20 protein-coding genes and 6 pseudogenes are annotated in these 20,070 nt (G+C 61.0%); 6 read left to right on the plus strand and 20 right to left on the minus strand.

What is annotated here, in order from left to right:
- Positions 1-158: 158 nt before the first annotated feature.
- Positions 159-1,157 (plus strand): hypothetical protein, encoded by a 999-nt coding sequence (locus CAL28_RS23090; protein WP_094843512.1) that lies wholly within the window; start codon positions 159-161, stop codon positions 1,155-1,157.
- Positions 1,158-1,864: 707 nt separating this feature from the next.
- On the opposite strand, the gene CAL28_RS23095 is transcribed toward CAL28_RS23090, so the two are convergent.
- The 11 genes and pseudogenes from CAL28_RS23095 to CAL28_RS23140 form a co-directional block, all read right to left on the minus strand.
- Complete coding sequence (locus tag CAL28_RS23095) at positions 1,865-2,260, minus strand: type II toxin-antitoxin system VapC family toxin (protein ID WP_094843513.1); 396 nt, start codon at positions 2,258-2,260, stop codon at positions 1,865-1,867.
- Positions 2,257-2,493 carry a type II toxin-antitoxin system Phd/YefM family antitoxin gene (locus CAL28_RS23100; RefSeq protein WP_094844800.1) on the minus strand — a complete coding sequence of 79 codons (237 nt, stop codon included), beginning with the start codon at positions 2,491-2,493 and terminating at the stop codon, positions 2,257-2,259. The genes CAL28_RS23095 and CAL28_RS23100 overlap by 4 nt, the downstream gene beginning before the upstream one ends.
- A gap of 407 nt (positions 2,494-2,900) precedes the next feature.
- Entirely contained in the window at positions 2,901-3,128 is a 228-nt protein-coding gene (gene kleA, locus CAL28_RS29830) for a stable inheritance protein KleA (protein ID WP_094843514.1), read from the minus strand.
- A gap of 53 nt (positions 3,129-3,181) precedes the next feature.
- Positions 3,182-5,185: a ParB/RepB/Spo0J family partition protein gene (locus CAL28_RS23110; RefSeq protein WP_094843515.1), complete on the minus strand. Its 2,004-nt coding sequence runs from the start codon at positions 5,183-5,185 to the stop codon at positions 3,182-3,184.
- A 29-nt stretch (positions 5,186-5,214) separates the two neighbouring features.
- Positions 5,215-5,364 (minus strand): hypothetical protein, encoded by a 150-nt coding sequence (locus CAL28_RS29835; protein WP_176464084.1) that lies wholly within the window; start codon positions 5,362-5,364, stop codon positions 5,215-5,217.
- A gap of 85 nt (positions 5,365-5,449) precedes the next feature.
- A complete protein-coding gene (locus CAL28_RS23115; protein ID WP_094843516.1) occupies positions 5,450-5,866 on the minus strand; it encodes a hypothetical protein in 417 nt (138 codons plus the stop codon).
- Positions 5,867-5,907: 41 nt separating this feature from the next.
- Positions 5,908-6,300: pseudogene (gene ssb / locus CAL28_RS23120) on the minus strand (single-stranded DNA-binding protein); the annotation flags it as partial.
- A 903-nt stretch (positions 6,301-7,203) separates the two neighbouring features.
- Positions 7,204-7,458, minus strand: a complete 255-nt coding sequence (locus CAL28_RS23125) for a hypothetical protein (RefSeq protein WP_094843518.1) — start codon at positions 7,456-7,458, stop codon at positions 7,204-7,206.
- A complete protein-coding gene (locus CAL28_RS23130; protein ID WP_094843519.1) occupies positions 7,455-8,102 on the minus strand; it encodes a DNA methyltransferase in 648 nt (215 codons plus the stop codon). Before CAL28_RS23130 ends, CAL28_RS23125 begins: the two co-directional genes overlap by 4 nt.
- Before the next feature lie 301 nt (positions 8,103-8,403).
- Complete coding sequence (locus tag CAL28_RS23135) at positions 8,404-9,294, minus strand: N-6 DNA methylase (protein WP_094843520.1); 891 nt, start codon at positions 9,292-9,294, stop codon at positions 8,404-8,406.
- Positions 9,295-9,602: 308 nt separating this feature from the next.
- Positions 9,603-10,019 carry an antirestriction protein gene (locus CAL28_RS23140; protein WP_094843521.1) on the minus strand — a complete coding sequence of 139 codons (417 nt, stop codon included), beginning with the start codon at positions 10,017-10,019 and terminating at the stop codon, positions 9,603-9,605.
- 599 nt (positions 10,020-10,618) lie between these two features.
- Here CAL28_RS23140 and CAL28_RS23150 point away from each other — a divergent pair.
- Positions 10,619-11,732 (plus strand): annotated as a pseudogene (locus tag CAL28_RS23150) (IS3 family transposase).
- A gap of 15 nt (positions 11,733-11,747) precedes the next feature.
- On the opposite strand, the pseudogene CAL28_RS23155 reads toward CAL28_RS23150, so the two are convergent.
- Positions 11,748-11,997: pseudogene (locus CAL28_RS23155) on the minus strand (IS66 family transposase); the annotation flags it as partial.
- 668 nt (positions 11,998-12,665) lie between these two features.
- On the opposite strand from CAL28_RS23155, the gene CAL28_RS23160 reads away from it, so the two are divergent.
- Positions 12,666-12,980, plus strand: a complete 315-nt coding sequence (locus tag CAL28_RS23160; protein ID WP_094843523.1) for a hypothetical protein — start codon at positions 12,666-12,668, stop codon at positions 12,978-12,980.
- Between the two features lie 214 nt (positions 12,981-13,194).
- Here the strand turns inward: CAL28_RS23160 and CAL28_RS23165 are convergent, their stop codons facing one another.
- The 3 genes and pseudogenes from CAL28_RS23165 to CAL28_RS30240 all read right to left on the minus strand — a co-directional run.
- Positions 13,195-13,596 (minus strand): PRC-barrel domain containing protein, encoded by a 402-nt coding sequence (locus CAL28_RS23165; protein ID WP_369597700.1) that lies wholly within the window; start codon positions 13,594-13,596, stop codon positions 13,195-13,197.
- A gap of 64 nt (positions 13,597-13,660) precedes the next feature.
- Positions 13,661-13,744: pseudogene (locus CAL28_RS30235) on the minus strand (DUF2934 domain-containing protein); the annotation flags it as partial.
- A 46-nt stretch (positions 13,745-13,790) separates the two neighbouring features.
- Positions 13,791-14,030, minus strand: a pseudogene (locus CAL28_RS30240) (DUF2934 domain-containing protein); the annotation flags it as partial.
- Positions 14,031-14,457: 427 nt separating this feature from the next.
- On the opposite strand from CAL28_RS30240, the gene CAL28_RS29600 reads away from it, so the two are divergent.
- Positions 14,458-14,637 carry a hypothetical protein gene (locus CAL28_RS29600; RefSeq protein ID WP_141218237.1) on the plus strand — a complete coding sequence of 60 codons (180 nt, stop codon included), beginning with the start codon at positions 14,458-14,460 and terminating at the stop codon, positions 14,635-14,637.
- A gap of 34 nt (positions 14,638-14,671) precedes the next feature.
- Positions 14,672-14,887 (plus strand): hypothetical protein, encoded by a 216-nt coding sequence (locus tag CAL28_RS23175; RefSeq protein WP_094843525.1) that lies wholly within the window; start codon positions 14,672-14,674, stop codon positions 14,885-14,887.
- A 432-nt stretch (positions 14,888-15,319) separates the two neighbouring features.
- Here the strand turns inward: CAL28_RS23175 and CAL28_RS23185 are convergent, their stop codons facing one another.
- Both CAL28_RS23185 and CAL28_RS23190 read right to left on the minus strand, forming a co-directional pair.
- Positions 15,320-15,523, minus strand: coding sequence for a cold-shock protein (locus tag CAL28_RS23185; RefSeq protein WP_094843527.1), 204 nt, complete (start codon positions 15,521-15,523; stop codon positions 15,320-15,322).
- A gap of 185 nt (positions 15,524-15,708) precedes the next feature.
- Positions 15,709-16,071 carry a response regulator gene (locus tag CAL28_RS23190; RefSeq protein WP_141218238.1) on the minus strand — a complete coding sequence of 121 codons (363 nt, stop codon included), beginning with the start codon at positions 16,069-16,071 and terminating at the stop codon, positions 15,709-15,711.
- Here CAL28_RS23190 and CAL28_RS23195 point away from each other — a divergent pair.
- A pseudogene (locus tag CAL28_RS23195) lies at positions 16,015-16,140 on the plus strand (transposase domain-containing protein); the annotation flags it as partial. The gene CAL28_RS23190 and the pseudogene CAL28_RS23195 overlap by 57 nt on opposite strands.
- Positions 16,141-16,226: 86 nt before the next feature.
- Here CAL28_RS23195 and CAL28_RS23200 read toward each other — a convergent pair.
- From CAL28_RS23200 to CAL28_RS23210, 3 genes are all read right to left on the minus strand, one after another.
- A complete protein-coding gene (locus tag CAL28_RS23200) occupies positions 16,227-17,507 on the minus strand; it encodes a cation:proton antiporter (protein WP_094843529.1) in 1,281 nt (426 codons plus the stop codon).
- Between the two features lie 223 nt (positions 17,508-17,730).
- A complete protein-coding gene (locus CAL28_RS23205; protein WP_094843530.1) occupies positions 17,731-18,147 on the minus strand; it encodes a PRC-barrel domain-containing protein in 417 nt (138 codons plus the stop codon).
- A 64-nt stretch (positions 18,148-18,211) separates the two neighbouring features.
- Complete coding sequence (locus tag CAL28_RS23210) at positions 18,212-18,667, minus strand: DUF2934 domain-containing protein (RefSeq protein WP_094843531.1); 456 nt, start codon at positions 18,665-18,667, stop codon at positions 18,212-18,214.
- Positions 18,668-20,070: the final 1,403 nt, after the last annotated feature.

Genomic DNA, 20,070 nt, shown 5'->3' on the forward strand with positions numbered 1-20,070 from the left:
CGCAGTAAAATCACCGCAGGCTATTCGCCTGGGCCCCTCGGCCTGAGTCACCGCCAACTCTTGAGCGCAACTGTCATGTTGCGTCTTTCTTTCAACGTGTGCCCTCCTGGGTTCCGTGTGTAACTGGCGGGCCGGAACTACCCCTTTGGAGACGCACCATGTTGCAGTCACCGGCGCCAACGCGCGCCAATTTAAATGTATTCGCCCGACGCTTGAAGACGGCCGCCGCCCGGCATTTCCAGGTGCGGGAGTCGAGTCTGATCGAAGCGCTCTCTCGCGGCCTTGGCGGGCGAACCCACGCATCCCTTCTGGCCCAATCCGCTATGCAACCATCGGAGCCGGTGTGTTTCAATCATGCGGAGTTCGTCGCCCGATTAACCGAACTCAAGGACGCCCGCACGGCGGAGGCCGTCGGCGCGCTACTGGATGGGATACGGATCGTCGTCACCGTCACGAAGCGCTCGACAGCGCGTCAACGTGCTGTGAATTTCACCGATATAGCTTATGACGTCACCGCCGAGGTGCAGGGGGCTGACGGCGCGATCCTGTATCGGCAGCCGCAGTTTTTCTTACCAGAGTTTAGGGCCGCCGATGGTACTGAGCGGTATCGCATAGATTCCGCAGCAGCATTCCGGGCCGATGAGCGGTTTCCGGTGACTCGTCAACGCAACGGCCGGGAATTAATGACGGCCAAACTAATCGATGGTCGCTGGGAAGGTGGCCTCTATGTGTACGCAACGGATCACCAGCAGGACGACGCGCGATGCGTGCGCTCTGTGAAAGCCAGCTTGGCCCGCCACATTCTTCCTGCTGTGACTCCTCGTGTACGCTGCCGTATCTTCCGCCCCGACAGCTACGACTACGGAGCTTGGCGGGTCGAGATGACGGTTGGTCCGGCTATTCAGGCGTACTGGGAGTACTCTCCGCTGCGATTCGACTTGCCCTCGCTGCCACATCGGCGTTTCCACGCAGAGAAACCAGACGTGCAATACATGCCCGATACCGATCTCGGCCAGTTCGTGGATGGTGTCTGGAGCCTCGACATTTACTCCAACGGCATCCCGGAAGATGGCAATCCGACTCCGATTTCGCAGGTCCGGGCAGCGTTGTTGGCCAGCGTGAACGCTACGCTGCAGCGTGCGGGCTTTCCAGGCTAGCCATCAATGACCTATAGGCACCCGCATGCCCTTTTCGGCGTGCGCGCCTGCTAGATGACCATATCCCCCAGTATGTTGGTGTTGAACCCGAAATTGCTGCAATGGATGGCCAGAACAGCAAGCGTTGCGCCTGCCTGCATTGGGTTGTCATCCTAGAGGTGTTGCTGTTCGACCTGTACATCCGTGTCCAGCATTAATGAACTTCGACATGTCCCATATAGGGCCATATGTGCTCTAGAGAGGTACCATTTCGATCCGAGAGAGACTCGGCGCCGTCCCAGGCTTGTCCCATATTCGTCCTGGGTTGGCCTTTCATTTAATCGCCCAGCGAGAAAGAGCTCAGAAATCGATCCGTGTATACGGTTCTTCCGCTCCAAAAGCCAGCAACGGCGCGGCTAACGCAGCAAGGAACACTTCATTGTCATACAAAAGAAATCTTTGATCCATGGAAAAAGATCAAGAGGATCAGGAACATATGGCATCCGCAAGGGTGCGTCATGTGTGAGGCCCTTAAGGGGGGCGACGACGGGGTTGTCGGCGACGGCCTTAAGGGCCTTGTGAACGTCCGGGGGACGTTCACAACGTCATCAGGACGGCCCCGCCGGCGCAGCCGGTGGGGATGGCCGCCACATCTCACACTGCCCTTTCATCCCAAAGCAAAGGCCGCCCAAAAGGCGGCCTTTGCTTTGGACACGGATGGTCCAATGTCACCAGATTGTCTGCACATGCGGATAATCGCGGATCTTCAGATCGGCCGTCACCAGCGGCACACCGAGGTGGCGGGCCGTGGCTACGATAATCCGATCAGCCGGATCTTTATGAAAGTCTCCCGGCAACTCCACCGACTGAATGGAGATCCGAGTATCAACGGGCACGAACCGGACGGATGGCAACTCGGCAACCGTGTCGATCCAGGTCGTCGCGTCCTGAGTCAGTTCCAACCGCCCCGCGCGCACGAGCATGGCAATTTCCCAGGCGGTGATCGCCGACAGCAGAACTTCCCCTTTGCCGCGCTTGGCGACGATTGCGTCTCGGGCCTTGGCGCTCAACTGGGGATCGTCGCTCACCCACCATACCAGCGCATGGGTATCCAGGACGATCACTGCGCAACCTCCCAGTCGTCCGCTCCGACAGGCTCGGTGGGGTTCTCGAACTTGACGACGGAACCCCGCAAGATCTCGGCCGGGTCGCGTTCGAGTGCCCGGTAGGGGCGAATTTCCAGCGCAGGCTTGCCGTGATCGGTGACGATCAGCGGCTCGCCAGTCGCCTCCACCTGCCGGAAGAACTCCAGCGCCCGCGCCTTGAACTCCGTTTTCGATACATGGTGCCCCTGCATGGCATCCTCCCAGTCACTACGCATAGTCATTTTAACATAATGACTATATTATCAGGTCATTTTTTTCCTGACTTCCCCTGGTGGCAGGCAAAGACGCCCATTGTCGTAGGCATGCACGAGGGCCAGCAGTCGATTAGGTGTTCGCGCCCCATGACTATCGGCCCATGCTTGCACCAATGCACCTCTCACGGAGGCGTCGTAACGACTCAAAACACGTTCAGCCCGGCGCCATCGCACCGCAATGGCACGATACGACGCCTGGGTACCCTGCCACCGCTCCCGCCGTTCCACGGTCCGAACGCGCCGCATAGCACCGTCCCAGGCGGCCATGCCGGCGAGCACCAGCGGCTTATTTCGCTGGGCACGCCACACCTTGCGCGAAGTCACCCATCGATGGAAGGCCATGTTCAGCCCTCCACATCGGCCGCGCGCGATTCGGCCGTACACCAGTTTCTCGCCAATTTGGCGCGCAGCGCGCCCGCCAAGTGTTCCGCTCGGGTCCGCGCTGCTCGGGCGAACTCCTCCAATTCGTCGGCGGTCTGCAATGCCCGGCGGATCTCCTCGCAATCGCGCCGGATGGGCGTGCCGACCTCCGGCAAGCGTCCGACAGCGGCTAGGAATTTGTCATCTACCATGATTGTCTCCCGCTGGTTCCGGCCGAGCGCATTGCGTCCGGCCGGAACGGTGGTTACTCGGCGGCGTCGTCAGCGTCCTGGTCGTAATCGCTGTCGCCTGGGTCGGCGACCTGGAGAGCTTGGGCACGCATCAACTCAGGCACCCATCGCTTGCCATCGAGCAGCCGTTCGGCGGCGGCAGCGGCCTCGCCCTTCTTCATCGCCAACAGCGGCTTGGCTTCACCCTCGCCCACCGCCTCGGCCACTACGGCGGCGATGCGGTCCTTGGACACATGGCTCAAATACGTCTGTGCCGTGGGCGACCACCACTTCGTCATGTCCAGGCCGACCACGCCGGCGAGCCGGTCCAGGTGGCGGGTATCGGGAGATTGGTTGTAGCCCCGAACCCGGTAGACGGTCGCAGCGAGGAGTGCGGCCAACAGACCGAGGTTGTCCGCCTGCGCACGTTCCAGCAGCCAGGGCAACACCGCGTCCCGGTCGCCGGGAACGTCCCGCGTGTGCAGCTCCATTTCCTTTTGGACCGCCTCCCAGGCCGGTGCGCTTTCCATGGCGGCATCGGAGCGCTCCAGGTCGTGATGCGCGCTGGAAGCAGATATGTCGAAACTGCGCACCGAATAGGCACGGCCAACTGAATCGCCTACCTCTGCCAGCAACTGTTCGATGAGCAGGCACAACGCAAGGTTCGGCCGCTGGATGATTTCCGCCTGCAGGGCAATGACGCGCTGTGCCTGCAGCCGGTTCGTCAGCGCCTCGGAATGCACCGGTCGCGTCTTGACGGGAGGTAGGTCCACGGCGGCGGGGTCAGCACCTTCGTCTTGGGTATTGCTGCGAAGCAGGGCGGCAATCGCCTCACGATCTTCCTGGCGAATCAAGCCCCTAGAGGCCGTCAGGTCGCCGTGATGATCCAGGTGCAGGATGACACCGGCTAACGGCTTGAGGTTGTCTGGATAGTCGTACAGCGTGCCGCGAATCTCCACGATCTTGTCTTGCCAGCTCTCGATGTTGGCGCGGAGCTTTGCCAGTTGTGCCTCATCCTGGTCATCCCCCTGCATGATCTCGCGGACCTTGACCTGGGCTTCGTCGCGTTTGTCGGTGAGCGACGACAGTTGCTTGGCGTGGGGCTTGTCCGGCGCCAAATAAACGCGCTGAATTTCCCCAAAGCGCTTGCGCTCGTCGTAGTCGAACGAAAGCTGGTAGTCGATCCAACCCCATCCCTCTCCCGCGACCATCTTGGCAAGTTTGGAGCGCTGCATCTTCGCCAGCGCCATGTCACGCACCTTCTCGGGATCATCAAGGTAAGCATCGTCGCGGAACAGGTCGCGGCGCACGGCACCACCCGCTTTCTCGTAGGCCGCGACGGTGACATACCGGGCGGCCGCGCTGTCGCCCCGCATTTCCGTCTCAGCCAGCAATTCCCGGATGCGACTCGGACGATGGCAGTAACCTTGCTTGGCCGCTTTCCAGGCGGCTTCCTGGCGGGCGTGATCGGAAACCGATGCCAGCGCCTGCATTTCGTCCAGGTCGATCTTGCCCTGGCGAAAAAGGTCCATAAGCGCGGGCGATACACCGCCCAGGGCGAGCAGCTTCTTCACGGCCTTCTCGCTCGCGCCGTGCGCGGCGGCAATCGCCTCCACCGTCCACGCTTCGGCACGTAGCCGGGCATAGGCTTCGTACACATCGGCCGGGTGCATGGCCTTCCGCGCAACGTTCTCGATGAGGCTGGCATGGTGGGCATGTTCAGCCGGGATGACGAGGCAGGGCACCCCGTAGCCTTCCGGGAAAGCGCCTTCCTCGATCAACAGGCCGACGGCGGCAAAGCGACGCCCCCCCGCGCACACCTCGTAGAAGCCGTCCTCCGTGGCAACGACGACCAGGTTGTGCAGCAGCCCGCCGATAGCCGCGATCTGCGCTTTCAATTCCAGCAGTTCGGGATCGTGCGCCCCTTCAATATGTCGCCGGGCCTGATATTGCGCGCTCAGCCGGAGTTGCGAATAGGGAATGTCGGTGCGGACACCAGCGGCGTGTACGGCGGCGAGTTCCTTGGAATCGAGTTTCATAGCATGTTCTCCTGGATCGGGTTATCGGGTCAGTGCAGCAGGGTGGAAGCGGGCGCGTCGTCCAGCAGTGCGATAAGCGTCGAGAGCTCGCGCATCGTCATAGCGGGAAGCCGGATGGCAATGCCGAGCGCGTGCGCGCGGCGCACGTCGTTGGCCAATCTGATAAAGTCGTGATTCATCACAGTTCTCCTTGCAACAGGGTGGGTTGGGATGTGCGCCCCTGTCGGTTGCCGCCGATCAGGGGCGATTTCGTTGATGGCCGAGTTAGTAGCCCAGCCAGTCCAGCAGGACCGCTCCGCGATACAGCGGATGCTTGCCGTGGTCGGTAAAGAACTCCTCGGCGTCGAGCTGATGGCCGCGAATGTGCTGCATAGCCTGAAAGCGGGTCAGCACTGCGTCACGGGCGTCACAAAGGTCCCTGAACCCGTGCCGTGGAAGCGGGCCGTACTCGATGAGGTCGGCCAGCAGGTCGATCATGTCCTGGCGGTATCCCTGCCATGCGACCAGTTCGGACTCCACGGAAAAGGCAATGACGGGTGGGCTGGCGAAGCCGTTGGCGACAAGTGCCCGCTGATGTTCGGTGGCGCATCGCTCGGTGAAGCGGATGCCTCGGGCGACAAGCGCGCCCTTGGTCTTGTCGCACTCATCGCAAGCGGCGGTGGTGTAGACAGCGATATGCATGGTTCTGTCTCCAGGTCAGGTCAAAAGGGCAGGTCGTCGTCCTGGACGGGCGAAGTGTCGCTGTGCGAATCGGTGCCCGCCCCGGCCCTGCCCTGGCGAGCGCCGCCGAGCATCTGCATTTGATCGGCCACAACTTCGGTCGCGTAGCGGTCCTGCCCGGTATCCTTGTCCTGCCACTTGCTCGTTTTCAGGCGTCCCTCGATGTAGACGGACTGACCTTTTTTCAAGTACTGCCCGGCAATCTCGGCCAGCCGGTTAAAGAGGACCACGCGATGCCACTCGGTTTCTTCGCGGACTTCGCCGGTTTCTTTGTCCGTCCACTGGCTAGTGGTGGCGACCGAAATCTTGCAGAACGCGCCGCCGTCGCTTCCGTACCGGACCTCGGAATCCCGGCCCAGGTTGCCGATAAGAATGACCTTGTTGACCGATGCCATGACAGTTCTCCTTGCAGAAGTTGAGATAGACCCAGGTTGGGCGTTGGCCCGCTCGCGCGGGCAAAGCGTGTGGGGAGGCACCCACAAAATGGAACGAATCAATTCGCCACGCACGCTCTCAGCGACTTCGATTTGCACGCGCGCGTCGCCAAGCTTGCGTACGACTGCGTTCGCAGACGCTGCGGGTGTATCGCCACGCGTTTGCATGCACCACGTCACCCGCTGACCCTCCTGGAAGTCCCTCACGAGAGCCGGCTGCTTGGCTTGATCTGCGGCATTCACGTCGAAATCTCCCGAGAAGTTGGTGTGTTGTGCTGACCGGGCCTGTAGATCGTCTAGACCCGATCGTGAACGGCTGGAATCGCTGGACTTCGTCTTCGCGGTTGTTGCCGCCAGTCCTGTGAGTCGCTGAGCCCGTGCCGATCTGGGTCACGGAGAGACGAACGGAAAGGGGCAGGAGCGCAAGCCGCACGCGGAGCGCAGGCCGCAGGCCGAGCACCGAACGGGTGAGCACCTGGCGCAGCGCACCCCTTGCAGAGAGGAACGCAGTGATACAGTCGGCGGTTTCAGGGCTCTGCGACTCACAGGCTAGGCATGCGAGAACGAGTCAGAGAGGCGCAGCCGTGCCGCGCGGCGAGCGCCCCACCCGCGCCAGGGCGCGGGTCTACATGGGCCGAAGGCCCTCCGCAAACGCCGCTTGGCGGCGTGCGCAGCGCCGGCAGGCGCGAAGGCGTGATGGGATGGAAGCCCGAAGGGGTGAGACAGGCTCAGCCTGGCTCAACGCGCAGCGCGACAGCCCGGTCCCGCCGGCGCGGTCGGCGGGGCACGCCCGCCTCCTTTCGACGCCTCAATCATGGATGGCGGCCTGCGCCGCCTCCGGACAGTTTCCGCATTGCCGCGGCCTTACCCCTCACCCAGGCCGGCCAGCGCCTGGCGGGCCAACTCGTTCAGATCAATCTCGAGCCTGGCGACGGCCATGACTTCCTCGATGGGCAAGGCTTCAAGAAGCCGAACCATCCTTCGCTCGATCTCGCGCATGGCCAGCAACGGCCAGGCTTCATAGGCGGCGATTGCTGTCAATCGAGCTGCGTGGTTTCGGCTGTAGCCCATGAGATAGCTGCGCATACCGTCTCGCAATGCGTTGGCGTCTGCACTCATGCTGCGATCCTTTCTTGATCGGCTAGTTGAAGCCTCCGAACGGCAGCGGTGTGGTATTTAGGATCCATTTCGATTCCATAGAAGCGCCGGCCCGTCTGGCGCGCTGCCACGCAGGTCGAACCTGAGCCGGCGAATGGATCCAACACAATGTCCCGTGGCTGGCTAAACGCCTCAATGAGCGGCGCCAGGCATTCCACCGGCTTTTGCGTGGGATGGTGACGGTTCCCGGTGTAGTTCCAGGGCATGACGTCGGGCAACGGTGCGGCCGGCGCGACGGGTTGGCCTTTGGCCAGTAGATAAGCGGATTCGTGCCGGTATGCGAGGAATCGCGCCTTGGACTGGTACTGCTTCGCGAAGACGATGTGGCCGACCACGCGAAAGCCGGCGGCGCGCCAAGCGGCAAAGAATCGGTCCACGCGATTCCAGCCATAGAACGAGATGCAGAACGCGTCCTGACGCAGAACGCGATACATCTGGGCGAACGCCGGCGCAAGCCACTGATCGGTGCGGTCGTTGGCAATACTGCGGCCAGCGCGGTCCACGTAGTTGACGAGATACGGTGGATCGGTAAGTACCAAGTCGACACAGCGGTCAGGCAGTGTGGGAAGAACGGATAAGCAATCGCCCAGGACGACACGGCTCATAGGTGGCTCCTTGCGTGCAGCAATGGCAGCCGATCTGCATTGCACTGCACGGGGCATGCGGGCGCAGGCCAGGAGGTGCCGGTCAAGGGACGTGGAATACCGCAGTGCGCGAAGCGGGCGAGGATATGCCGCGAAAGCCCTTGAAACGCCTGACGCGGCTAAAAGGCCGCGCGCCGCGGAAGGCGTGTCCGGGACCGCAGGGCCTGCGACGGTGTGCGCCGTGCAGTGCTTGACGGCCAGCACAGTAGAAAGATCCTGCGCGGCCAGGCCGCGCACGGTCCCCGTCGGGACCGAAGGAGCGCTAGAAAAGCGTCATCTGGCCAGCCGCCGCCGCCCGTCCAGCCGCTCGCGAGGCCGCGGGCCATGCGACCACATCGCCATGGCCGCTTGGCAACGCCGGCGCCGACGCCACCTCCCCGGCTGGGGCGCGAAGCAACGCATGCGCCGCCTCCTCGGCTTCACGCCGACGCAGGCGCCCACTCCACTCGCCCAGGACATGCGCTGGCGTGTACCAGTGCTCCCATTCCTCGACAGTGAGCGCATTGCCATGAACGACGATCGCTGGGATGTGCAGCAGTGCGAGCTGCAGATATGTCATGTGCACGCAGCGGCGATCGATGTCGATCGCGACTACGTGCATGGCTCGCTGGTAGTTGATCTTCGCATCGTGAAGGGCGTGCGCGGCGGAGATAATCATGCCGCCGGCGCCGCAGGCCGGCTCCATAAGTCGCAAGAATCCGCGCCGGCCAACTTCGCTGGCCAGGTCCTGCTCGTCACCCATGATGATCGCGCCCATGAGGCGCGATACCTCGTAGGGCGTGAAAAACTGGCCGGTACCGCCGTTACCCATATCGAGCATCATGAAGGTGCTTCCAAGCACGTCGCCAAATTCGCCCGCAGCGACCCGTTGCTCCCAGCACTGCACCAGGTGCGTGAAGGCCTCGACCAGTTGCTGCAGGTCTTCCTTGCCGTAATGACCTACGATTTCCAGGTAACGCTTTTCGCGCCTCTCGAACTGCGCACGATCGACCGCGTTGGCCAGCGCCAAGGCACTCATCTCGGTCCAGTCTGACCAGGTCCGGTCCAGCCCATGGGCTCGGGAAAGGTCCCGCAGAATCTGGACGATTGCTTTCTGATGCTCATCGGCGGAATTGAAGGATCTGCGCTGTTGTGCCTTGCTGGTCTTGGCCATGTATGTGCTCCGGTTGCCTGGGCGGGAATGCCCGGAACTGAAGGACACGGCGCAGCGCAGCGCTCAAGTGTCGGAGACGGCCCCAGGGCCGCAAGCCGCGCGGGTGGCGCCTGCGCGGCGCCGCACTTGAACGCGAGAACGACGTGGCAAACTGACCGGGAATGCAGACCGCCCCCACCGGCTGGCTTGGCAAGGTGGCATTCGCACGCGGGCCCTGGCCCTGCAGCGCCGCTTAGCAGGAGCATCGCCGCGACGGCCGCCGAGGCAACCACGGAAAACAATGGCCCGCCCAAGCGGGCCCTCGGCCGTCAGTCGATGGCGGCCAGGATCGCCGAGGCCTCGGCGTGAACGCTGGCGAATTCGCGCAAGGCGTGGTACTTGTCGACCAGGTCGGCGCCCTGCGGACACTGGCAAAGTTCGCTCAGGGCGTAGAGGCTGGCCACGATCCCCGCAGCGTCGGGCGGCATCGTGAGATCGCACCAGTTCATCGGCCACACGATGCGCAGCGCGTCATGGCCGGTCGGCGCCATATAAAAGCCGCCGGGGACCTCGTAGTATTGCCAATAGCCGCCGCGATAGTCCTCAGACAAACGACGGAGCCATCCGTAGACGGCGAGCTCGCCGGTCAGCATCAAACGCTGGCCGAAGTGCTTGGGCAGGAAGTTCAGGCGTTCGCTGTCCAGAACGAGGCGAGCAGTGGTGGAGATAGCATGAGATTGCGTCATGTCGCGCTCCTTGAGAGTCATCCCGGCCGGCTGGCGGGACGGGAGCACTGGCGCCCTGTAAAACAAGCGGTGGGCGCAAGGGGACGTGGAATAAAAAGCGAGCGACGCGAGCGGTTTATGCCGCGAAAGCCCCTTGCGCCTGGAGCGCGCAGGGCGAGGATGCACCCGACCTGTCGCCAGGCGGGGGACGTCGGGTCGAGCAGGACGTGAGCTGCCGCTCAACCAGCGACGTGATTGCGTTGCCTGCGACGATCAGGTTATCCAGGAGCGTTCCGCCCATCAGCTGCTGTACCGCCTTAACGCTTTCGCGCGGATAGAGCGGCGCCTGGCCAAGTGTGCCGCGAAAGCGCTCATCGTACGCAATTAGTTCGTTTGCAGAGATGAGATACAGGACGCCCACGACTGCGTGCTGCAGCCCGGAGGCCGATCGCACTCATCCACGATCTGCGCCGTCAACCCCTTCGGATAAGACCGGCGCTTCCGCAGCGGTGCCAATTCTGTCTTCGCCATGGTGCCCACAAAAAAAGGTGGCGTAAGCTCCCCCACTGCGTAGACATCAGCCAGTAGAATTTCGGAGCCTCCAAGAGCCGGGGACTCCCTTGAAGAAGAGCAGGTTTACAGAAGCCAGATCGTTTCGGTGTTGAAGGAAGGCGAGGCCGGAGTTCCGGTCGCCGAGCTGTGCCGCAAGCACGGAATCAGCAACGCCACGTATTACCAGTCGAAGAGCAACTACACGGGCGTGCAGGTGTCCGAGCTGCAACGGCTGCGCGAGCTGGAAGCCGAGAACGCCAGCTCAAGCGCATGTACGCTGATCTTGCCCTGGAGAATTCGGCGATCAAGGATGTTCTGAACCGAAGATCCTGACGCCGTCGGCCAGGCGCGAGGAGGTCGAGGTGCTAGTGCAAGCCCGCCTGTCGATCACGCGCGCCTGTGGCATTGCAGGCCTGTCGCGGGCGGCGTACTACAAGCGGCCAGCCTCGGCATCGAGGGAGATGCCGATGTGATCGAAGCGCTCAATGCCATCGTCAGCCGGCATAGGCACTGCGGATTTTGGAAGTGCTTCACCCGGTTGCGGCTCGATGGCCGCCGCTGGAACAAAAAGCGTGTGCATCGGGTGTACTGCGATATGGGTTTGAATCTGCCTCGGCGTTGCAGAAGCGGTTGCCCAGACGGCCCGCGCCAGCCGCTGGACTTGGCAAGCGAGCCAAACCGCTGCTGGGCATTGGAGTTCATTCACGACGCCCTGTATTGCGGCCGGCGGTTCGGAACGTTGAACGTGATCGACGAGGCCAATCGGGAATGCTTGGCCATCGAGGTTGGCACGTCGATCCCATCTGCCAGGCTGATCCGCGCCTTGAGTCGCTTGGTCGACTGCTACGGCGTGCCGGGTGCCATACGGCTGGACAACGGGCCGGAGCTAGTCTCTAAAGCATTCACCGAATGGACCGCCGCCAAAGGCATAGCGGTTCGATACATCCAGCCGGGCAAGCCCAATCAAAACGCCTTTATCGAGCGTTTCAACCAGACGTATCACACGGAGTGCTCGATGCACACCTGTTCGCCAACCTGGGGCAGGTCCAGGCCATCACCGACGAATGGCTGGTCGATTACAACGACTACCGCCCCCATGAAGCGCTGAGTGGCGTCCCGCCGGTGCCGTATATGCCCCGGCTAACCCATGCCCCGAATCTCTATCGGCCGTTGTCTACTTGACAGGGGTGGCTACGTGAGCATGTCCTTCAAATAGGCATACGGATCATGCCCGTTCAAGCGCGCCGATTGGATCAGGCTCATGATGCGGCGGCGCGCTGGCCGCCGCGTAGCGATCCGGCGAACAGCCAGTTGACGCGGCCGACTGCCCAGGGGTGGATCTGGTTCTCGACCCAGTTATTGTCGGTCGGCGCGCGGCCATCATCCAGATAGCGCGTAAGTGTGAGCCAGCGCTTCGCCTGTAATCCAAGGCTTTCGCGATGGTTGACTGAGGGCGCGGCGGAGCAACTCACACCCGAACTTTACCCGGCGTAGTGAGCGTTGGAGCGCTCATCGAAAAACGAGTCCAGCGAGGCGTGCGGTCTACTATTGTCGGGATTCGGCGGCAGAGGTTCCTGCCCGGGCACCGGATCCCGGTGCACCCTCACACGGCGAGAGGAGCCAGGTCGGACCATTTCTTGCTCCATATCAGTCCGAACTCGTACGCGACGGAGGGTGGACCAACGAACACTTTTCCCGCGCATTTTCGACAACCGCTCTTCTAGTCGCTCGATGGCATCGGCCTCATATTCTTCTCGCGTCTCGATGTCCTGCAACCCTTTCTGCTTGACAGGAGGCTGTTGTTGGCCTGGGGGAGCTCGGGGAATTGACGGTGGGGGAAAGCGTGTCGGAAAAACCATGATGTATACCTCTTAGATCAGTTCGGCGGTATGCCACTACTCACGGTACGCTGGCTTGCCGTGAAGACCTAAGAATCAACTGAAACAGATATTCTTCGCCGGTCGGATATACACTGAACTGGACAGTGGCATGGGTCACGTGCCCTCATCCCACCATGAACGAGGCTTCGACGCATCGTTGACGAGACGGCATCACAGTGGACGATGTGTGTCTCCCGCGCTGGCGCCTGAGGCGCCCTCACTTTGGAGATACACCATGAAAGAAAATGATGATGATCCGGATATCGAACGCTGGCTAAACGAAGGTGGGATGCAACTATCCGCAGCCAGTGCCGTTTTTGACCCCGCACTACTTCACAATAGCGAGGGGCGCGTTATCGTATGTCTAGGAGTCGGGCTGCTAAGTGCCTGGGACGAAATACCATCACATATCAGGAAGCTTGCGCTACAGATGGCGATGACATCCTCGAATTACGATGTGGCGCTATTGAAGCAGAGAACCGCACGGTTCCTGCGAGGGCGAAGCGGCACACAGAACGTTCCCGACGACGGGGTAACCGGCCCACGATAATTATCAATACCCCATACTGCGGATCGGCATGCAAAATCGGCGGGAATAGATCAATTGAGATTGAACAGAACCGCGCGCATAATTTGCGCGCAGGTGCATCCCCGCGCTGCTCATGGCTCAGGGGCGATGAGCGTACCCGGGAGCTGTCCAGCGAAATATTGGCCGCCCGCTAGCGTCTTCCTTTTTATCGTCGGCTCGCCCGATGGAGGCATCGTCACTCCTTGGCGTAGCGGAATTCGGGCAAGGCGCGCAGGCTATCCTTACTCGCGCCCTCCATGCTCAACCGCTTGTCGGTCACATGCAGCTCTTTGAAGGGCGCCGCGACCAGCCGGTTTCCCATACCAAGGAAGCCGCCCACGGACAGCATGGCACAGCCGGGCTGACGATGATATCGTTGACAGTGCCAATCTGTCCTTTCACCGCTCAGAACGTCGGACCCGATGAGCTGAGACGCGCGATAGCCGGTCAACAGCTGCACTACGTCGACGCACTTTTCCGTAATGGATTGCGGTGCGCCTTGCGCCATAATCATGCCGGCGGGCACGGCGGCAACCAGCCCGATGGCGAGGGCACATCCCGACGTGGCGAATATCGATGAAATGGCGGTTCGTTGCATGACGATTCTCTCCAGGACTGGCAAACGCAGCCCGGCAACCGGGCGGACGCTGGCGCCCCACAGTTCATTGCGATTGGAAGTTGGCGATTTGGTGCCAATACTGGTCGGCCCCGCCTTCGGGGCGTCCCGCTTGAACCCACAGCGTGTAAGCCGCTCCTGCAAGTGCTCATCAAGAGCCCAATACCAAACTCGTCTGCACGACCTTCGGGCCGTCCAGCCTGTTCCCAGAGAAGATAGGCTCTGTCCCGAACAGACTGCTCCAGCCCTTGCTTCCTCTCTGAATCGGGCGCGGTCTCGTCGCCTTCGGGCGCCAATTGACCGCTGCGGCTGACATGTATACGGGCGCTAAGGTTGACCAATTCAGGGGTCGAAACTAAGTGGCCGTTTGCGGCGGCCTCCGGCGCTTTCGCGACGTAAGCCGCATCGTCGGTCATCTCCCCTTTTGGTCGCGAGGGTGATCCGATAGGTGTGTAACACTCTACCCGCCCCGTTCAGGACATCCACGAGCTGTTCTGGCATGATCGGTGTACATCTCGTTCGCCCCCTCCGCGCCGGCGGGGTGGTGACGACCCACGAACTGCCAAGCGTTTTGTGCTTTGAACGCTCGCTTGTAGACGCATGCCCGCACCTGCCCATTACCCCAAGCGACTTTGTCAGCGGCTCACTGCCTGGACGCCCCGGGTCATCGATACGTTTGACGATCGGACAGGGACAACCAGAGTGACCGGGCGTCGTAGTCCGCAACTGGTCGTCAGAATGCCTCTGATCCGTCTAAAACACAGCGCGCCGACGTAGTACCGCTGCGTATCGCTGCCTGTGGGATGACTGGCGCTGGCAGGCAGGCGCATCGAGAGCTATACGATGCTGACCATCAACGCCGATCAACGTCCGTTCTTTAAGGACTATCACCGGCCCGATGACGAAAAGCGCATAGTTGTCATCCTACCGGAAGCTCATACGGGGATTTGCTTATTGCAGGCGCAGCGGAAATGTGTTTTTTTGAATCATTACCCCGCAACCAGCTGGTTGCCGAGCAGGTGATTAAAACCGCCGGCGCCGATCCCGAGGGATAGCCATGGAGCACCACGACCAACCCAGCGCCCTTAGCGCCGACGACCTGGAGGTCATCGCCCAAGCGACAGGCGCGCTACCCCGGGACGGCAAGATGACGTCCGAACTGCTGGAGTACACCCGGACTATCGTCGGCCACTGCGCGTCCATCGGTGACGGCTCCATGCGCGGGGACCGATCGGCCGGTGACGCCATCCGGGCGGCGTTTGGACTGGGATGAAAGCCCAAGCCACGGGATCGGCGGGTTGATTGGGCATTACCCTTTCATCCAAGCAACGTTGGCGAGGTAGTCTCGAACAGTCTCCTGAAGCGCAGGCAACCCTTCGCGCGCCGCGAGGCGAATCGAACTGTACCGGCCCGCTGAATGCTTTCCAAAAGCCGCGTTCCCATCGCCGAATCGCGTCTCGATGCGCCAGGCGTAAGTGGCGCTGTCAGGCGCGCGTTCCGCGCACAGGGCGATCCTCGCGCCTGGCACTAGCTCTGCAATTAGGTCCGTCCCCACCCCCGTTCCAAGGTGGCATTTCAGTGCAAGCCGCATGCCGTTTGCTCTTATTCAGCCTGCGGCACTTCAATGACATGCTCCATTGAAAAAGCCCTCTTGAGAGGGCTTTTTTGGCGCGAACCGCCGACGACAGTGCGTCGGCGGCGGCGTTCACAGCGGCGTTATCTTCGTCGCCTGCGGGCCTTTGGCGCCCTGACCAGCGATATAGCTAACACGCTGGTTTTCTTCGAGGGATTTGTAGCCACCTCCTTGAATTTCGGAGAAATGAGCGAACAAGTCCTTACCACCGCCCTCGGGCATGATGAAGCCAAAGCCCTTCTCAGCGTTGAACCACTTGACGATACCGGTTTCCATATAGAGATCCTTGATGAGATACGGACTCGCGTCCGAGGTAGAGACGATCAAGGAGGGACATGGACAATGATGGCGAAATGCTTAACTCGACACAACCGAACGATCGCAACGCTTGAAAATCTAGGAACACTATGAGACCGCTATGGGGTCGAGTCAAGGGTTATTTCGGATGTGTCGCTGAGATTCTATAAAAAGGGCTTAAGAACCTCCGTGATGTCCATGGAACCATAGGGCTTGCGCAGCATTGCACCAGCCGGCGCATCAGCGGGCGCATCAGCGGGCGCATCCTGGCCTGTCGCATAGACAAGCCGGATCTCGGGTCTCTCACGTCGAACCGCCCCGGCTAGGTCGACCCCCGACTCACCTTCGAGGCCAATGTCTACCAGCACCACATCCGGTTCATTCGCGCGCAACAAGGACAGCGCTTCATCTGACGTCGCGGCACTCAGGACCGTATGTCCAAGCATGCCTAACATCTCAGCAGTAACGCGGCCAACGGCATCGATCCGTACCGGTATCTCGTCGCCTTGTTCAAGGCGCTGCCGCACGCGCGCACAGCGGATGATTACGAGACCCTGCTGTCCTGGAACATTACGCTGGCCCCGGCAGCCGATTAATATATGACGTCGTCGGATTGCAAGATGCCGTTGAATGACCGCTTACGATGCACCGCCTGGCAGCAGAGCGACTGAATGTTGGCAAGTTAGCGCCTCATCAGTGGCCTCACTGACGCTCCATGGAGCATGATGGACGCGGCGACGGTTACAAGCGTAATGGTCGCCAACTGGTGTGCCAACGCAGTGCTGATGCCATGGCGAATTGCAAAAAGCAGATAGAAGATCGAGCCGATGCCCCGTATGCCGAACCACGACAGCATTGCGCGCTGATAGCCATCTTGCGAACTGCCTGCGGTGCCGGCAATGACAGCGACCGGCCTAAGGATTACAAAGAAGAGCGGGATGAACCACCATTGCAGGGTCCCTGGACTTACATAGGCCAGCATAGCACCAGCCAGAAGTACTAGGGTTAGCTCGGCAAGTCTTTCCAGTTGTGCGTTGAAGGCATGTACCGCGCGCGTCATGGCGGCACTGGCGTAGTGCGAATGGGCCGCCAATACCTTATCGGCGTGTCCGCCCGTACTCCTCGATATCCCGAGCGGAACGCTTCCAGCACTAGGCCGCTCCTCCACTCGCTGCAGAGCCAGTCCCGCGGCGAACACAGCCAAAAAACCCGATGCAACGCAGATTTGCGCGGCACCATACGCCAGGGCCACCAGACCAAGTGAAAGGAATTCATCCAGCCCGACGGCTTGGCGGTGCCGCGTGCGCAAGTAGACGACCAGGCGGCCTATCATGGCACCCAGCACAGCTCCTATGCTCAAGCCTCCTACGGTACCCCATAGCAGGTCAATCAATGTCCAACGCCACGCACCGCTACCCAGTTCGTGCTTCCCCAATAGCCCCAACCCAAGCATAACGAACGGAAATGCCGTGCCATCGTTCAAACCGCCTTCGCCGGCAAGGCTAAAGCGCAAGTGATCCGGGTCCGGGCCTCGATCGGTCTTTACGCCCGATGCAAGCACTGGATCAGTAGGCGCCAAAATGCCGCCAAGAAGTACGGCTTCGCCTATCGACATACCGAGGCCCCATACCCCAACCAAGGCAATCAGTCCCACAGTGAATGCCATGGAAACAAACGCGAGACGGAGCGGAAGTATCCAGCGCCTATCAAGGATTGGGACACCCATCCGCAAGCCCACCGTGAACAACGAGATGAGAAGGGCTGCTTCGGCCACCCGCTCCAGGATATCGGCATGCCGAAACAGGTCGGGCGTTATCAACCCAAACCAGCCCGGGCCGATCGCATAACCAAGGCAGAGGTAGATCATCGCGCTGCTCAACAAAAGGCGCGCGAGTAGCGTACCCACCAAAACCATGGTGACTAGTAATGCGCCCAGCAAAAGGAACCAGTAGGGGTCTGACATGTGCGTGAACTAGCGGAGCGTTGGTCGGTCCACTACGCATATGGGTCGCGTTCCCGCGCAGTGTTCCGGACGTGGTTTGAATGCGTACGCTAGCTTACGCTCATCCAGCCAAGCTGCCTGGCGCCCCCGCACTCTCCAGCGGTTTCGCTTAGCCAACTCCACTTTGGGCCGCTGGCACGTCGACCCTTTCTTTATTATCTTCGCGCGGCACCTGCGCCTATCGTCAATCCTTGGCGTAGCGGAATTCGGGCAGCGCGCGCAGGCTATCCTTACTCGCGCCTTCCATGCGCAACCGCTTGTCCGTCACATGCAGCTCTTTGAAGGGCACCGCGACCAGCCGGTTTCCCATGCCAAGCAAGCCGCCCACGGACAGTATGGCGTACGGTTCCTGGTCGGCCGGGCTGACGATGATGTCGTCGACGGTACCGATCTTGTCCTTATCGCTGTTCTGGACATCGGATCCGATGAGCTTAGACGCGCGATAGCCTGTCGCAAGCTGCACTACGTCCACGCGCTTTTCCGTAATGGATTGCGGTGCGCCTTGCGCCATAATCGTGCTGGTAGGCACTGCGACAGCCAACCCGATCGCGAGGGCATGTCCCCACGCGGCAAATATCGACGAAATGTCGGTTCGTTGCATGATGATTCTCTCCAGGACTGGCAAACGCGGCCGATTGACAGGGCGGAAGCCGGCGCCTCACGGTTCATTGCGATTGGAAGTTGGTGATCTGCTGCCAATATTGGTCGGCCCCTCCTTCGAGACGTCCCGCTTGAACCCACAGCGTGTACGCCCGCTCCTGCAAATGCTCATCAAGGGCTCGATGCCAGAACTCGTCTGCGCGGCCTTCGGGCCGCCCAGCCCGTTCCCAGAGAAAATAGGCTCTGTCCCGAACAGACTGCTCCAAGCCTTGCTTCGTTTCTGAATCGGGCGCGGTCTCATCGCCCACGGGTGCCAACTGGCCGCCGCGGCTGACATGTATCCGGGCGCTAAGGCCGACCAATTCGGCGTCCGGAACCAAGCGGCCATTGGCGGCGGCCTCCAACGCTTTCGCCACGTAAGCCGCATCGTCGCCCGCCTCACCTTGAGTCGCGAGGGTGATGCGGTACGTGTGTAACACTCTACCCGCCCCATTTAGGACGTCCACGAGCTGTTCTGGCATGATCGGTGTACCTCTCGTTCACTCCCCTCCGCGCCGGGGGGTGATGACGGCCCACGAACTACAAGGCGCTTTCGACTTTGAATGATCGCCTGCAGACTATGTCCGCACCTACCTATACCAAGCAATCCGTATGCCCGCTTCGCTCACCAGCGGCTTGCCAACGACTCGCTACCTGGAAACACACGGCCATCGATGCGTTTGACTCCATGGGAAATCGACAGTTAGCGTGACCAGGCGTCGTCGTCCGCAGCCGCTCGTCTGAATGCCTCCAAACCGTCTGAAGCACAGTACGCGGGAGATGCGTACGCCGTATTAGCTGACGCAATGGCCACATCGGGTCTACCAACATGTTCGCTGGTGACCTGCCACAAAAAGCTCGCGCTGAGCGGTGTGAAATTCATTATCAGTGGGAATGTCGTCCCCTGGCGCTCTTCTTTAGCCAGATTCACACTTGCTCCCTGGTGCAAGAAGGGTTCTCAGCGGTCGTACGGTTACGTCGCACGCATGAGACGTAACAGGGATAGATTCCGCCTATCGTGTCGAGCACAAAAAGACAAAAGCCCTCTGATGAGGGCTCTTTTCGGCGCAAACCGTCGACGACAGTGCGTCGACGAATCCGCGCTTACATCGAATCGCCCAGAAGTCGGCACATCGGATTATGTAGAGCGAATCTTCACGAATCAAGGTCGAATCTTCGACGACCCAGGGGGCCCGCGATACAACGTTGCTCCAGGAACGCGCCCCATCACACTACATCGGCCATCGAGGGGCGTGAAGAACTGACACGCCTGCCCTGGGGATACAATCCCGTCGCGTCTGAATCCTTCATGGTGAACGCAAAGCTCGAAACGATCCGACGCAATGGTTGGCCATGGAAACTTGTTCTAATCAGCGGCCGCATTCTTGTTCCCGCTGACGGCTGGGATGAATGGAAACCACTACCGCTTAGGCAAAGCCCGCCCGACAGCCTTACTACATATACATGGAGGTCCACTTCACCTTCTCGCGCTGTCCGCATGGCGCCCGGACCAAGCGCACGGCTTCGCCATCGTAACGAACGATACGCTGGGCGGCATGGTGGACGTGCACGACCGCAGCCGGTAGCGCTACCGCCCGCTATCGCAAGCAGCGTGACAGCAACACAGAAAAGCGTCACCGCAGCGAAAGAAAGGCCAACGCCAAAAACGATGAGAGATATAGCTGGCACCGTTACCGACGTTCCAAGGACCACCCCCTCCAACAAGAACCGCAGGTCACCGGCGGGCTGCGGAGCCCCGCCCGTTCCTTCGTCCGCGTCGTGGCTCATAAGCACCAGATACCACCGCGTCGCTGTGCGGTTCGCTACGACACCAACGAGTCCTCCCAACCCCATGGCCATCGCAATGGCGCTCAAAGGCACTTCT

Origin of the sequence: Bordetella genomosp. 11, assembly GCF_002261215.1 — a bacterium.
Taxonomy (GTDB): Bacteria; Pseudomonadota; Gammaproteobacteria; order Burkholderiales; family Burkholderiaceae_B; genus Bordetella_C.

Excerpts from the sequence above, each read along its gene's own strand:
- CAL28_RS23130 (WP_094843519.1), bottom strand. The coding sequence starts at position 8,102 with ATGAGCCGTGTCGTCCTGGGCGATTGCTTATCCGTTCTTCCCACACTG.
- CAL28_RS23200 (WP_094843529.1), bottom strand. The coding sequence starts at position 17,507 with ATGTCAGACCCCTACTGGTTCCTTTTGCTGGGCGCATTACTAGTCACC.
- CAL28_RS23160 (WP_094843523.1), top strand. The coding sequence starts at position 12,666 with ATGAAAGAAAATGATGATGATCCGGATATCGAACGCTGGCTAAACGAA.
- kleA (WP_094843514.1), bottom strand. The coding sequence starts at position 3,128 with ATGGTAGATGACAAATTCCTAGCCGCTGTCGGACGCTTGCCGGAGGTC.
- CAL28_RS23090 (WP_094843512.1), top strand. The coding sequence starts at position 159 with ATGTTGCAGTCACCGGCGCCAACGCGCGCCAATTTAAATGTATTCGCC.
- CAL28_RS23205 (WP_094843530.1), bottom strand. The coding sequence starts at position 18,147 with ATGCAACGAACCGACATTTCGTCGATATTTGCCGCGTGGGGACATGCC.
- CAL28_RS23100 (WP_094844800.1), bottom strand. The coding sequence starts at position 2,493 with ATGCAGGGGCACCATGTATCGAAAACGGAGTTCAAGGCGCGGGCGCTG.
- CAL28_RS23175 (WP_094843525.1), top strand. The coding sequence starts at position 14,672 with ATGGAGCACCACGACCAACCCAGCGCCCTTAGCGCCGACGACCTGGAG.
- CAL28_RS23110 (WP_094843515.1), bottom strand. The coding sequence starts at position 5,185 with ATGAAACTCGATTCCAAGGAACTCGCCGCCGTACACGCCGCTGGTGTC.
- CAL28_RS23185 (WP_094843527.1), bottom strand. The coding sequence starts at position 15,523 with ATGGAAACCGGTATCGTCAAGTGGTTCAACGCTGAGAAGGGCTTTGGC.
- CAL28_RS29835 (WP_176464084.1), bottom strand. The coding sequence starts at position 5,364 with ATGAATCACGACTTTATCAGATTGGCCAACGACGTGCGCCGCGCGCAC.
- CAL28_RS29600 (WP_141218237.1), top strand. The coding sequence starts at position 14,458 with ATGCTGACCATCAACGCCGATCAACGTCCGTTCTTTAAGGACTATCAC.
- CAL28_RS23125 (WP_094843518.1), bottom strand. The coding sequence starts at position 7,458 with ATGAGTGCAGACGCCAACGCATTGCGAGACGGTATGCGCAGCTATCTC.
- CAL28_RS23135 (WP_094843520.1), bottom strand. The coding sequence starts at position 9,294 with ATGGCCAAGACCAGCAAGGCACAACAGCGCAGATCCTTCAATTCCGCC.
- CAL28_RS23115 (WP_094843516.1), bottom strand. The coding sequence starts at position 5,866 with ATGCATATCGCTGTCTACACCACCGCCGCTTGCGATGAGTGCGACAAG.
- CAL28_RS23165 (WP_369597700.1), bottom strand. The coding sequence starts at position 13,596 with ATGCAACGAACCGCCATTTCATCGATATTCGCCACGTCGGGATGTGCC.
- CAL28_RS23140 (WP_094843521.1), bottom strand. The coding sequence starts at position 10,019 with ATGACGCAATCTCATGCTATCTCCACCACTGCTCGCCTCGTTCTGGAC.
- CAL28_RS23210 (WP_094843531.1), bottom strand. The coding sequence starts at position 18,667 with ATGCCAGAACAGCTCGTGGACGTCCTAAATGGGGCGGGTAGAGTGTTA.